Genomic DNA, 13018 nt, shown 5'->3' with positions numbered 1-13018 from the left:
CCGCGATTCGACGACAGGACGGCGCGGGGACGAACAGCAGTGAGTGGTGCTGCCGTGGACCTCGCGGCCGGCTCCGGGGCCGCACGCGGTGTGACAGCGCGACCGTCCCTCGATGACAGCAGCGCCTACCACCGGATCGACCGGCCACCGCTACGAGGTCTGGCGGCGCCCGATCACGGCCGTGGCGAACAACGGCTCGGACTCGATGCGCCGGGCCGACAGACCGTGCTCGGCGAACGCCGCCACCGCGTGGGGAGTCTGATCCCGGCTGGTCTCGCACAGCACGGCACCGCCCGGCGCGAGCCAGGGCGGCGCACCTTCGGCGACCCGGCGCAGCACGGTCAGACCGTCGGGCCCGCCGTCGAGCGCGACGTGCGGTTCGTGGTCGCGTGCCTCGCTGGGCATGTCGGCGATGGCTCCGGTGGGCACATAGGGGACATTGGCCAGCAGGATGTCGATCCGCCCGCGCCACTCCCGCGGCAGCGCGTCGAACAGGTCACCCGCCACCACCGTGCCGTGATCGGCGAGATTTCCTCGCGCGCATCGCACCGCCGTCGCGTCGACGTCGGCGGCCAGCAGTTCCACCTCCCGGCCCAGTGCGCGCATCCGGACCGCGAACGCCAGCCCCAGCGCCCCGCAGCCGCAACACAGATCGACCACCCGCACCACGCCGGGCCGGTCCACGGCGGCGGCCACCGCTGTCTCGACCAGCAGCACGGTGCGCTGCCGCGGTACGAACACCCCCGGCTCGACCGCGATCCGCAGCCCGTCGAACTCGACCCAGCCGAGCACATGCTCCAGCGGTGATCCGGCGACCCGGCGCTCGACCAGTTCGTCCAGCGACACACCGGAGGCCGCCGCCGCTCGGGCGAGCAGGGCGGCCTCCTCCTCGGCGAAGACACAGCCGGCCGCGCGCAGCCGCACTGTCAGGTCGGCGAGAACTCGGTGCATCCGTCCATATTCGACGCACCACCGGCGCCGAGGCCAGCGTTTTCATGATCACGGGCTCCGTCGCCTCGGATGGCTGCGAGCGGATATCCGCCCGCGGCCATCGAGCTACGGGACGTGGGCTGGTGCGCCGCTCGCCCGAGCAGTGGTGACGCGGGAGGGCCGTTCAGGGCCCGAACGTGTCGTGGACGGAACCGTCGTGCCGGTCGCCTGCACGGTCCACGGCGATCCGGTGGTGCTCGGCCGCGCGGTCAGCGGGCGGTGCTCAGCTGGAAGGTGCGGGTGGCGTCGAGGTAGATCCCGCGCTGCGCGGACCGTGCGGGCGGCGGCAACTGGGAGACCAGTTGTTCCAGTGAGGTCATCGCGCCGACCACATGGGTGCCCGCCACGATGAAATCGGCGACCGCCCGGCGGATGTGGTTGGGGGAGGTGACCACGACCGCGCTGTGTGCGCCGATATCCCGCAGCAACCGAGAGCTGAACAGGGCGTTCTGCACGGTCGAACCGGCGCGGTTCTCCACGTGGATGCGGGAGGCCGGGATGCCGCGGCCGACCAGCCAGTGGCGCATGGCCTCGGCCTCGGTGATGCCGTTCTGCGGATTGCCTCCGGTCAGCACGATGGGGGAGAAGGGCGCGGCGACGGCTTGGATCCAGGCGGCGGTCAGCCGGTTGACCAACTCGGGGCGCAGCGCGCCGTCGGGCAGCAGACCGTAGCCGAGGACCACGATGCCGGTCTGCGGCCCGATCAAGGCGGGCAGCGGATTCGGCAGGGTGCCCACCGCGGCGCCGATCGCGCGGAATACGTTGTCGGTGCCCGCGGCGAGTCCGGGATCGACGGCGCGGAGGCGGTGCATCGCGTCGTGCATGGCGAGGAGGTCGTTGTCGAAGTGCGACCAGATGGCCTGCAGGGCGAGCGCTTCGGCGTCGGTGGGGTCGATGCCGATCAGTGCCCGCAGGTCCGCCCGGCCCGCACCGGGGTCGCCGGAGGTGAAATGCCGCTGTGCGGAGTTGTAGAGGGCATCGGTTTCGGGGGACGCCTGGGCGGGAGTGCCCGCCAGACCGGAAAGTGCGACGGCGACGCAACCTGCCGCCAGAAGGGTCCTGCATTGCCGGGGGAATCTCACTTCGGTCGACACCTTTCCACGAGTGAACGGGTCCACGGTCCGATCGATCGGCAGAGCGGGAGGGCCTACTCACCATAAGGCCGGTTGTGCCGAATCCCGGGTAATTCGTGACCGATCACGGCGACACGCCGGACGCGCTGGGACACCGTGCGGGGCGGCTCCGGGGGCCGTGCGGGCGGCGAGCACTAGGCTGTCCCGACGTGGATACCGTTTCGCTGACCGGCAAGGAACTCGCCGCCGCCATCAATGCCGACACCAAGCAGCGCGCGCAGGCGCTGACCGCCGCGGGCTCCGGACCACGGCTGGCCCTTGTCGTCGCCAACGACGACCCGGCCAGCGCCTGGTACGTCAACTCGCTGCGCAAGGCCGCCGAGCGTCTCGGAATCGACTGCGACCGCATCGATCTCGGCGCCGACGCGTCCGCCGATCGCATCCGCGCCGAACTCACCGAGCGCAGCGCCGACCCCGCCTTCGACGCCATCATGCTGCAGACCCCGCTGCCCGCGGGCGTCACTCTCGACGACGTGAGTCCTGCCATCGCCGCGGACAAGGATGTCGATGGAGTCAGCCCGCTGTCGCTGGGCCTGCTCGCCGCGGGCCTCGACGGCTTCGTGCCCGCGACTTCGCAGGCCGTGGTGGAACTGCTGAAGCATCACCGGATCGCACTGTCCGGGCGGCATGTCGCGGTCGTCGGCCGCTCCAATGTCGTCGGAAAGCCGCTGGCCCAGCTGCTGCTCGCCGAGAACGCCACGGTCACCGTCTGTCATTCGCGCACCACCGACCTGCCGTCGATCACCTCGGCCGCCGACATCGTGGTCGCCGCGGTCGGCCGGGCGGGCCTGATCACCGGCGAGCATGTCCGGGACGGGGCGGTCGTCGTCGATGTCGGCACCAACGAGTCCCCGGACGGTGGCATCGTCGGCGACGTCGACGCGGCCTCGGTGCAGGGCAAGGCCGCGAGCCTCAGCCCGGTCCCCGGCGGCGTGGGGCCGGTCACTACGGCCCTGCTCATGCGTCACGTCGTCGAAGCGGCCGAAAAGCATCGCGGCTGAGGACCGATCGGCCGGGCGAGCGTTCGCGGCCGAGACGGCGTCCTGAGCGCGAGGGCCCGGCCGGGTCCACGCAGCGTGACGAAGAATCGGCGCGGCGCGGTCGCCGCGTGCGCCCGGCTCAGGCGGCCGAGATGCTCGTGATGAGCGTGCGGCCGCCCGATTCCGCGACGCTGACCAGTTGCGGGTTGTAGCTGACCGGCGTCCGGCCCGGCCGATGCTCGGTCACCACGACCCGGTACTGACCGGTGAAGGCGCCGGGATTGATCGCCACGCAGTGCGTGGTCCCCACCGGCACCGAATCGATGCCCTGCTGGATTTCCTCGTCGGTGGGCACCGAGGCGTCCGGCGCGACGGTGGCGCGGGCGAGTTCGGCCGAACGCTGGACGTAATAGGCGTACTGGAACGCGAAGATCACCGCGGGCCCGGAGTCGGTGCCGCCCACCCCGTTACCCTGGATCCGATCGCCCACGCGTTCGGCCGGACACTGGGCGGCGGGGGCGGCGTCACCGGCCTCGGTCGGCACGGCCTCGGTGGTGGATGCCTGACGCGGGGCGCCGTCGTCACGCAGGAAGATCGTCGCCGCCGCGACCAGCGCCACCGCGGCCAGGCAACCGAGCACGACCGGCGCCCAGCGCAGCAGCGGCCCGCGTTTCGGGGAGCGGTCGATCATCTGCGCGAAGACGTCCTCCTCGGGAAAGAGATCGGTGGCTCCGGCCCCCGACCTGTCGACGATCTCGGGAGTCTTGCGCCGCGCGGTCCCCGGTAGCCAGTCCTGCCCGTCGAAGCGGTCGCCCCCCGGCGATTGCGCGTCCGGCGCAGCGGACTCCGGCGCATGCGGCCGCGCGCCCGGATCCCATCGATTCATGTCCCCGCCCTTCATCCGATGCGCCACCACGGCACGGCCCCGAAACAACTCCCCGGGCACGATACCGCCGCGTAATGCGGATCGGCCAAATACGGGCCTTGACGCGCGGATCGCCACGAAGCTCCGGTCCTCGCGGTCGGTGCGCCCCGCTCAGCTCATGCGCAAGGACGCGGAGACCGGGGCTCGGGGCCCTGTCGCCGATGGAGAACGTCCTCGGCCCGGCTGTGCATCGGTGCGGGTACCAATGCCCTCGGAACCCGCGGGCGAGCCACGCGCAGCCCGGACCCGAACCGTCCCGGAGCCGAAGCGTCGGGCCGCGGGGACGCGTGTCATCAGATCGGCGTCGTCATCCGATCACCAGTGGATGTAGACCGGGTCGCCGATGCCGACGGTGTTGTAGTACCAGGCGGCGTCCTCGGGAGAGAGGTTGATGCAGCCGTGGCTGACATTGGCGTAGCCCTGGGAATCCACCGACCACGGCGCGGAGTGGACGAAAACTCCACCCCAGGTGAGCCGTTCGGCGTACTCGCCGTCGATGAGGTAACCCTCGGACGACTCGAGCGGGATGCCGATGGTGCGTGAGTCGAACACGATCGAGCGGAACTTCTCGAGTACCGGGAAGGTACCGGTCGGGGTCTCCCAGCCCGGTTTACCCATCGAGGCGGGCATGGTGCGCGCCACCTGGCCGCCGATGCTCACGGTGAAGGTGTGTGCCGACATGTCGGCCTCGGCGTAGACGCCCGCGTTGGTGCGGAATTCGGTGCGTGCGGCACCCGCCCGCACGCTGATCAGCGAGTCGGTGGGCAGCATTCCGGTAGGCGTCCACGTGAGCGTGCTCTCGCCCGTCCAGGAGAACGTGCCGGGCAGCGGGCCGTCGGCGGTGACGTGGACGGAACGCTCGGCGCGCACCCGATCGGTGACCGCTTCGGCGAACTCGACGGTCACGGGCTGGGCGATGCCGACCATCCGGCCGTCGGAGGGGAAGATCGCAGCGCGCAGGCCGCTGGATGTGGTGGGTGTGGATATCGCGGACGCGCCGCCGGAACCGAGAACTGCCAGCGCGATGACCATGACCGCGAGTAGGACAGGCCGGATGCTCCGCATGGGCGGCCACCCCTTTCGAACCTGGTGGACCGGGGACAGCCCAGTCTACGCGTGCATGATCAACTGGGCCCGACGTGTCCGAAACCCGCCGATCACCGCCCCGTGAGCGTGGTCAGGCCGGGTTTCCCGGCTCCCGGGTGATCCGGCCGCCCACCCGCTCCTGCACTGTGAACCCATGCCTGCGCAACCATGCCGCCAGCGTCGGGACCGCGGAGTCGTCGTCGTAGGTGGGCACCAACCGGCCGGTGATGCGCATCCTGTGCTCGTCGGCGGCCCGGCACAGATAGCGCAGCTCCGCACTGCCCAGCCCCATGCCACGCAAGCCCGGCGTGATCGTGATCGTCTCCAGTTCGATCGTGCTCGTGCGCACCTCGAAGGCGACGGTCACCGGCTGCCCCGAGCGCCGCAGGGCCGCCACCTCCGCGGGAATCGGCCGCAGTTCGCCGGGAAGATGGCGGATCAGCGGCTCCCCGGCCGCCTCGTCGGGAGCCAGCCGCACCGCGGTCAGCAGCCGCTGGATCAGCGTGTGCACCTGCACGCGGTCCCCGTCGGCCGCGGCCTCCCGGATCTGCGGACCCGATCGCGCGATCGCCGCGAGCTCCGCGGCCCAGGCCGGTGCGGTCGGGCGATAGCGGCGGACGAGTCCGGCGATGGTCGATTCCAGAGTCACCACGCCTTGCGTGCCGGGCAGCTCCCCGCCGGACAAGGGACCCCAGTGTCGTTCCTCGGCGCCGACGCCGTGCCGGGACAACTTCCCGCGAAGCCTGATGAGCCTGCGCTCGGCACGCTCGAGCTTGCCGCCGGGCAGCATGTGCACCCAGGTCGGCCAGCCGTCGAGATTGGCGCGGATGCGCAGCTCGGTCAGTTCGATCCGAGCGACGCGGTAGTTGCTCCAGGCTTGCTCTCTGCTCTCACGGACATGTGACGCAGGATCGTCGCTGTCCCCCTGCGAGGCACTGATCTCCTCACTCATGTCCATCAACGGTAGCTGGCGCGCTCCGGCTTCGCCGAAAGTTTCTGTGACCGTCGGTGCCGACTCCGTCGACGGAGAGTCGTCGACCTCGCGTGCCGGAGAGTTGCCGGAGCTGGATCCGGCATCGGGAGCCGCGCCGGATCCCGCGCCGCGGAATCTCGTATCAGCGGCCCGCGAGCGGGCCGGGTCATGTGATCAGCGCGTGCGCACCGCGTGCAGGACCTCGGCGTGCAGGCTGTCTGCGCGCGCGGCGATCTCCTCGATACGCAGCAGCACCGGCGCGAACACGTCACCCTCGGCGGCGGGCAGCGAGGCCACGTTGATCTCGATATTGAGCTGTGAGCTGGTCGCCGCGGCGCGGGCGGCATCGGCGGCGGCGCCGATATCGGTCACCACGTTGGGGTTGCCGATCGGCAGCAGTTCCGCGGCCAGCGAGAGCACCTCGTCGGCTTCGTCCACCACCGCGGCGGGCACCCGGGCCGCCTCGACGAGCGCGGCGTCGACGGCCGCCTTGCGGGCCGCGACCTCGTCCTCGGTGCTCTTGGGCAGCTTGTAGGCGTCGCCGACGGCGGTGAACGCGGCGGCATCGGCGTCGGCCAGCGCCAGCGCCCGCCCGCGCGCGGCATCGGCGGCGTCGATGATCCGGTCGATCACCGGGCGGTGCTCGGCGTCCTTGGCGCGGGTGGTGTAGCGCGCCACCATGGCGACCAGCGCCGCCCCCTGGGCGGCGTGCAGCGCGGCGACGGCGCCGCCACCGGGGGCGGGGACCTTCGCGGCCAGCTCGGACAGGTAGCCGGCGAGCGTGGCCGTACCGAAAGACCCCGCCGATGCGGGCGAGGTGCTGTCCGGGGACGAGGTGGTCGGCTGCGACACGGAGTTTCGGCCTTTCGGTGACGGCGAACAACTACCGCCTCACGCTACTCGGCACGATCACTTCCGCCGCACGCGACACCGCGCGCCAGCCGGTGCGTGGCTCAACGATTGCCAGGGTTATGTTGGGCACTATGCGGATCGGATTGGGCATCAACTACTCGGGCGGCTTCAAGGAAGTCGCGGCCGAAGTGGCCGACCTGGAGAAGGCCGGCCTCGACATCGTCTTCGTGCCCGAGGCGTACTCCTTCGACGCGGTCAGCGCGCTGGGCTACCTGGCGGCCAAGACCGAGCGGGTCGAGCTGGCCTCCGGCATCATGCAGATCTACACCCGGACGCCGAGCCTCACCGCGATGACCGCGGCGGGCCTGGACTTCGTCTCCGACGGACGTTTCCTGCTCGGTCTCGGCGCCTCCGGCCCGCAGGTCGTCGAAGGCTTCCACGGCGTGCCCTACGACGCGCCCATCGGCCGCACCAGGGAACTGGTGGAGATCTGCCGGAAGGTGTGGCGACGTGAGCGGCTGGAATACCACGGCAAGTACTACCAGATCCCGCTGCCCGCCGAGCGCGGCACCGGCCTGGGCAAGCCGCTCAAGCTGATCAATCACCCGGTGCGTGAGAACATTCCGATCCTGCTGGCCGCGCTCGGCCCGAAGAACGTGGAACTGGCCGCCGAAGTCGCCGAGGGCTGGCAGCCCATCTTCTTCCTGCCGGAGAAGGCGAAGGAGGTCTGGGGCGACGCGCTGGCCGCGGGCAAGGCCAAGCGTGACCCCGCGCTCGGCGATCTCGAGGTGTTCGCCGGGCCCGCGCTGGCCATCGGCGACAATGTGACCCCACTGCTCGAGTTCGTCAAGCCGCACCTGGCGCTCTACATCGGCGGTATGGGCGCCAAGGGCAAGAACTTCTACCACACCCTGGCCACCAACTACGGCTACGGCGCCGAAGCCGACCGCATCCAGGAGCTCTACCTCGCGGGTAAGAAGGACGAGGCCACCAAGGTCGTCCCCGACGATCTGGTCCGCGACATCTCCCTGATCGGCCCCGCCGGCTTCGTCAAGGAACGCGTCGCCGCCTTCAAGGAAGCCGGCGCGACCGTACTCAACGTCGTCCCGCTGGCCGCCACCCCCGCCGAGCGCGTCGGCCTGATCGAGCAGCTGCGCGAGCTGGTCTGAGCCACCCGAGACGCGCCGACGGCGTCCCGGCTCCGCGCCGGGGCGCCGTCGACGTACGGGGAGATCAGTTGCCGCTGATCGCGGCCAGCGCCGCCTCCAAGGTGGCATACAGCGCGAAGACCTGGTCCAGGCTGGTCATCTTCAACTGTCTGCTGGTGGCGGGCCCGTCGGCGACGACAGCTATGGCAGTGGTGTCGCCCGCCCGCTGGTGCGCCCCGACCAGGGCGGCCATTCCGGCCGAAGCCAGGAAGCTGACCTGCGTGAGGTCGATGATGAGGTGCGCGGGCTTGTCCGCGAGCGCCCCGTCGATCGCATTCTCCAATGCGGGGGCGGTCGCCAGGTCCACCTCGCCCTCCACCGTCAACACGGTCGCCGCGTCGTGCAGCGCGACAGAGGTGGTCATCGTGTCGGCCAAGGGGTACGCGTCTCCGGAAGTGTTGGTCACCTATCAACAACACACAAAAAGTGCGAGATTTGCAAGGCGACTGCGTTCATACGCCGACACAATACACCGGGCTAGAACCGACATCGGGTGCCCGAAGGGTTGGTGCGGCGGGCTGTCATGGTTGCCGGTGCGTCCGCGCCGCCTCCGTCGGGGCCTGCGGGGAGGGCCGGGCCAGGCGCGCCAGAGGGTGGGGTTCCCCGGTCCGGACAGAGACCGCTTCCGCGAGTTCAGCGCGTAGTCGATCGCGTTCGGCCCGCAGGCGGGCCACGGTGTCTTCGAGTTCGAGGATGCGGGCCACCGCAGCCAGATCGACGCCCTCGCCGGTGAGGGTGGTGATGCGGGCCAGGCGGGTGATGTCGTGGGTCGATTCGGTGTTTCCGGCTCGGCCATCATGGCTCCCGTCGACGATGGTTGCGTGACGTCCGGCGGGCGGCCGGCACAACCATGCGGCCCGTGCCGGACCTCACAGCCCTCCAGCGGCGAAGAAGGCCTCGAGCGCCGGCACCGGGTCCGCTGCAGTGCCAGCGTTCGCCACCGCGACGACTACCAGCGAGAGCGACGCCACCGTCGTGAACACGCCGATCCACCCAAGCACATGCCGGGTGGGCCGATCGGATGCGCCGACACGCACGAACAGTGCCCACGACAGCGCACTCAGACCGAGTAGGCCGGCGCCGGCGAACCCGGCGATCACGGCCATCGCGGCGTGATAGTCGGCGAAGTCGCCGATCATCGTCTCGAGTGCTGGCGTCCGTTGGCCGTCGGCCAGGTGTAGTGCGATCTCGTCGACCGCGTCGGCGAGCGCCCCCTCGGGTTCGCCGACCGGCAGCATCGACAACAGCGACGAGAACGGCGCGATCGCGCCCTGGATGTTGGCCATGACCGCGGCCGCCGAGACCACCGCGAGCATCGTGGCGAACACGGCGGTTGTGACAAGGACCGCCCGGCGTCCCGCCCCGAGGTCACCGGACGACACATACCTCCTTCCCAGCAGAATGCCGAACGCGACGACCGTGACCAGCACGAGCGTGGCAATGACGGCCTTGGCCACGTGGTAGCGCACCCAGTAGTCCTCGATGGCCTGAAACCCAGGGGAGAGGTCCGAATCGCCGGACGCCCAGTAGTCGACGAATGCCTCCCGGACGCCGGCGACGAGGTCGTCCTGGTTGCCGAAACTGCGACCCGGCCATGCCGATGCCAGGACGCGCGGGGCCACGACGAAAGCGGCGACGAGAGCCGCGGCGACAGCGGCGAGCGTGACGAGCGCGCGACCGGAACCGCCGAAGGACTTCGATAAGACGTTGCTGGGCAAGAGATTCACTCCGTTGCGACGGTGCCTGCGGGCGGCATGTGGAGGCTGTGGATAGTCAGCGTATGAACCGGCGTACCGAGATTCGTCGGGAAGCGGGAGGATCTTTCACCGACCCACTCCTCCTACTCCGGACGGAGATCTCCCCCCCCCTCGGATGAGGACGTCCGCGCCCTCCAGGAGGTTGCGAAGGGAGATCCCTTTCTGACGAATCGCCATCCACGCTGGCCGTTGCTGCTGCGCCCGCGACCGCCGCCCGCGTATGTTGTAGCCGATGCACGCGTCGGACGAGCGACAACCGTTGATCTCGCGGTGGTCTGGTATAGGGCGCTTGCGTCCCGGTGTGCTCGAGATCGAGGGTCCGCTGGGAAGTCTGCCGGGACATTCTCACCACTCCGTGCAGGTGGCCGTCGCCCACCAGGGGACGTTCGTCATCGAGGATCTCCAGGGCCGTCAGCGACGTACGAACGCGGCGATCGTTCCGGCCGATCAGCCGCACGCGTTCAGCGCGGTCGGTGCCTGGGGCGTCGTGGCGCACGTCGAGCCCGAGTCTTCGCTGGGTGCCGAGCTGATCGCGCTGGTCGACGATCCGTCCCACGCTCGCGCCTGGCATCACGCAGGACAGACCCTGACCAAGGGGCACAGCGCGTACGTGGAAGGGCGCCTGCGCTCTCCTGGAAGCACCTCGCACTCGCTTCATCCGGGAGTCGCCGCCGCGCGCACCCGCCTTCAGGCCGAGCTGGACTCACGGCCCATCCGGCTTCGCGACCTCGCCGCGGCCGTTCATCTGTCGGAGAGCCGGCTGTCCCACCTCTTCGCCCAGGACCTCGGAATCACCTTCCGGGCGTACGTCAGATGGCTGCGGCTGCTCCGGGCGACCGCGGCGGTCGCGCAGGGCCGGTCGCTCACCGATGCGGCTCACCTGGCGGGGTTCACCGACAGCTCCCATCTCACGAGGACATGTCGCCGAACCTTCGGCGGCCCGCCCACCGCGTTCAGCACGATCCGTTGGGAGATCCTGCCGATCTAGCAGGTTGGTCCAATCCCGGACAAGGAGGAAGGGGCGAGGCTCGAGCAGACCGGAAAGGAACTGCTCGTGACCAATTCACCCATCGTCAACTCCTTCACACTCGACAGCGGCGGCCCCCGACTCACCTCACTTCACTGGGCTCCGTGCGGGCCTGCCCGGGCCAGTGTCGTCATCGTGCACGGTCTCGGCGAGCACGCCGCCCGCTACGACAGCACGGCTCGGTTGTTCACCGCGGCTGGTTTCTCCGTGCTTGCCATGGACTACGAAGGATTCGGGCGATCCGAAGGACGCCGCGGTGACGTCCGATACCAGTCGACGGCGCGGGCCGTGGACCATCTCATCGCACACGAGCGTGCGCGAACGGGCGGCGCACCGGTCGTGCTGTACGGCCACAGCCTGGGCGGGCTCTACGCGTTCCTCTACGCAGCGGACCGGCCGAGGGCGGACGTGGCCGCGGTAGTGGTGACCGGACCCGCTTTCGACTCCGAGCTGCGGAACCAGCGTCTCACAATGGCCGTGGTCAGGACCCTCGGCCGCACCTTCCCCACCCTGACGTTGCCGAACGGGCTGCGCTTCGAGCGTGTCAATCGCGACCCCGACGTCGTCGCCGAACGCTACGCCGATCCCTTGGTCCATGGGCGAGCGACCGCACGCTTCGCGATCGACGTCTTGGCGCAGATGGATCGCGTGGCATCGGCTGCCACCCGCGTCGCCGTACCACTGCTCGTGGTTCACGGAGACGCCGATCTGATCAATCCGGTCTCCGCCAGCCGCCGGGTGGTCGACCTCGTGCCGTCGGCGACACTGCGGATCTGTCCGGGCGTTTTCCACGGGTTGGAGGATGAAGCCGAGGGGCCGGTCATCCTGGCCGAGGTCATCGCATGGATCGACCGGACGCTTCGCGGCGAGAAGCCCGACACCAAGGAGTCCTCCCCTCGATGAGTATCCGGGTTGTGTTGGTCGACGACCAGGCGCTCATCCGGACGGGATTCCGAATGATCCTCGAGGAAAGCGACGACATCGACATCGTCGGAGAGGCGGAGAACGGGTTCGACGCAGTCCGGTTGGCCGCCGAACTCGACCCGGACGTCACCCTGATGGATGTCCGCATGCCCGGGCTCGACGGCATCGAAGCCACCGGGCGGATCGTGGGCCGCGATGCCGCGGCACGGGTGCTCATCCTGACCACCTTCAACCTCGACGAGTATGCCTTCTCTGCCCTGCGGGCCGGCGCCAGCGGATTCGTGCTGAAGGACATTCCCGCCGACGACCTGGCACGCGCCATCCGTTCGGTGGCCAGTGGCGACGCCGTCCTGTCGCCGCGAGTGACGCGCCTGCTCCTCGACATTCATGCCACCCGGCTGCCGGACATCCGCGAGGGCCCCGTCGCGGTGTCGACCACCCTCGACCGGCTCACCCGACGGGAAACCGAAGTGCTGCAGGAGATGGCGCAGGGCCTGTCCAATACCGAGATCGCGGAGAAGCTGGTGGTCTCGGAGGCCACCGTGAAGACCCACGTACGCAGCATCCTGGCCAAGCTGAACCTGCGCAACAGAGTCCACGCCGTCATCTACGCCTACGAGGCCGGCCTCGTTCCTTGACCGCTGCCGCCCCCGCATTCAGCCGTTGGGGATGCAGAGTGACGCTCCGGCGCTGGGGAGATGAGCGAGAAAGAGTGGCTGCGGCGGTGCCGCCGCAGCCAGGACCCTCGTCAGTTCACCCCGTGCTGCGTGTGCCTACGGCTGGCCGGTGAAGTAGTCGAAAGCGGCCTGCAGCATCGGCTGCCCGCCAGTGTTGACCAGGCCGATCACTCCACCCGCGGCCGCGCCGATCAGCACGCCCGGGATGCAGCCGACGAAGACGCCGACGACGCACCCGACAAGCAGACCGATGCCGGCCCCTACCCCGGCGCCGACCATGCCGCCGAACGATGCCTTGTTCAGCTCGTCCATAAACCGTTGCTGGGAATTGATGTCGCGCATTGGAAGCTGGGAGACCTGGGTCGCGTGCAGCGGGTTGGTATCCGGCGTGAGGGTTAGCTTCCGACCGTTGTCCACGATGGCGGCGGTGATCGGGAACTGCTTGTCGGCGGAACTCTAACGGGCCATCCACTGCGAGGTTGCCGC

The 13018-nt window shown here is 69.8% G+C and carries 14 protein-coding genes; 5 read left to right on the top strand and 9 right to left on the bottom strand.

All coding sequences use genetic code 11. The annotated features are described in order from the left end of the window. Nucleotides 1–150: 150 nt before the first annotated feature. Both IU449_RS06590 and IU449_RS06585 read right to left on the bottom strand, forming a co-directional pair. The gene (locus IU449_RS06590) at nucleotides 151–951 is read right to left on the bottom strand and encodes a putative protein N(5)-glutamine methyltransferase (RefSeq protein WP_195001005.1); all 801 of its coding nucleotides are present in this window, start codon (nucleotides 949–951) and stop codon (nucleotides 151–153) included. Between the two features lie 248 nt (nucleotides 952–1199). Next, nucleotides 1200–2072 carry a YdcF family protein gene (locus IU449_RS06585; protein ID WP_195001004.1) on the bottom strand — a complete coding sequence of 291 codons (873 nt, stop codon included), beginning with the start codon at nucleotides 2070–2072 and terminating at the stop codon, nucleotides 1200–1202. A gap of 200 nt (nucleotides 2073–2272) precedes the next feature. Between IU449_RS06585 and IU449_RS06580 the strand changes: the two genes are divergently transcribed. Beyond that, complete coding sequence (locus IU449_RS06580) at nucleotides 2273–3124, top strand: bifunctional 5,10-methylenetetrahydrofolate dehydrogenase/5,10-methenyltetrahydrofolate cyclohydrolase (RefSeq protein ID WP_195001003.1); 852 nt, start codon at nucleotides 2273–2275, stop codon at nucleotides 3122–3124. Nucleotides 3125–3242: 118 nt separating this feature from the next. Here the strand turns inward: IU449_RS06580 and IU449_RS06575 are convergent, their stop codons facing one another. From IU449_RS06575 to IU449_RS06560, 4 genes are all read right to left on the bottom strand, one after another. After that, on the bottom strand, nucleotides 3243–3989 hold the full coding sequence (locus tag IU449_RS06575; RefSeq protein ID WP_195001002.1) for a hypothetical protein: 747 nt from the start codon (nucleotides 3987–3989) through the stop codon (nucleotides 3243–3245). A gap of 354 nt (nucleotides 3990–4343) precedes the next feature. Continuing rightward, entirely contained in the window at nucleotides 4344–5093 is a 750-nt protein-coding gene (locus tag IU449_RS06570) for a L,D-transpeptidase (RefSeq protein WP_195001001.1), read from the bottom strand. 112 nt (nucleotides 5094–5205) lie between these two features. Beyond that, nucleotides 5206–6066, bottom strand: coding sequence for a hypothetical protein (locus IU449_RS06565; RefSeq protein ID WP_195001000.1), 861 nt, complete (start codon nucleotides 6064–6066; stop codon nucleotides 5206–5208). Nucleotides 6067–6261: 195 nt separating this feature from the next. After that, on the bottom strand, nucleotides 6262–6939 hold the full coding sequence (locus tag IU449_RS06560) for a cyclodeaminase/cyclohydrolase family protein (protein WP_195000999.1): 678 nt from the start codon (nucleotides 6937–6939) through the stop codon (nucleotides 6262–6264). A gap of 131 nt (nucleotides 6940–7070) precedes the next feature. Between IU449_RS06560 and IU449_RS06555 the strand changes: the two genes are divergently transcribed. Beyond that, nucleotides 7071–8108, top strand: a complete 1038-nt coding sequence (locus tag IU449_RS06555) for an LLM class F420-dependent oxidoreductase (RefSeq protein ID WP_195000998.1) — start codon at nucleotides 7071–7073, stop codon at nucleotides 8106–8108. 64 nt (nucleotides 8109–8172) lie between these two features. Here IU449_RS06555 and IU449_RS06550 read toward each other — a convergent pair whose 3' ends face one another. Beyond that, a complete protein-coding gene (locus tag IU449_RS06550) occupies nucleotides 8173–8511 on the bottom strand; it encodes an STAS domain-containing protein (protein ID WP_195002364.1) in 339 nt (112 codons plus the stop codon). 505 nt (nucleotides 8512–9016) lie between these two features. Then, the gene (locus tag IU449_RS06545) at nucleotides 9017–9769 is read right to left on the bottom strand and encodes a hypothetical protein (RefSeq protein ID WP_228803749.1); all 753 of its coding nucleotides are present in this window, start codon (nucleotides 9767–9769) and stop codon (nucleotides 9017–9019) included. A gap of 436 nt (nucleotides 9770–10205) precedes the next feature. Here IU449_RS06545 and IU449_RS06540 point away from each other — a divergent pair, with 436 nt between their 5' ends. From IU449_RS06540 to IU449_RS06530, 3 genes are all read left to right on the top strand, one after another. After that, the gene (locus IU449_RS06540) at nucleotides 10206–10892 is read left to right on the top strand and encodes a helix-turn-helix transcriptional regulator (RefSeq protein WP_195000996.1); all 687 of its coding nucleotides are present in this window, start codon (nucleotides 10206–10208) and stop codon (nucleotides 10890–10892) included. 66 nt (nucleotides 10893–10958) lie between these two features. After that, the gene (locus tag IU449_RS06535; RefSeq protein WP_195000995.1) at nucleotides 10959–11834 is read left to right on the top strand and encodes an alpha/beta hydrolase; all 876 of its coding nucleotides are present in this window, start codon (nucleotides 10959–10961) and stop codon (nucleotides 11832–11834) included. Continuing rightward, nucleotides 11831–12493: a response regulator gene (locus tag IU449_RS06530; RefSeq protein WP_195000994.1), complete on the top strand. Its 663-nt coding sequence runs from the start codon at nucleotides 11831–11833 to the stop codon at nucleotides 12491–12493. The genes IU449_RS06535 and IU449_RS06530 overlap by 4 nt, the downstream gene beginning before the upstream one ends. 135 nt (nucleotides 12494–12628) lie before the next feature. Here the strand turns inward: IU449_RS06530 and IU449_RS06525 are convergent, their stop codons facing one another. Next, entirely contained in the window at nucleotides 12629–12949 is a 321-nt protein-coding gene (locus IU449_RS06525; protein WP_195000993.1) for a hypothetical protein, read from the bottom strand. Nucleotides 12950–13018: the final 69 nt, after the last annotated feature.

This window comes from Nocardia higoensis (assembly GCF_015477835.1).
Lineage (GTDB): Bacteria > Actinomycetota > Actinomycetes > Mycobacteriales > Mycobacteriaceae > Nocardia > Nocardia higoensis_A.
The sequence above is the reverse complement of the archived record's forward strand: the minus strand, read 5'-3'. Positions and strand labels throughout refer to the sequence as shown.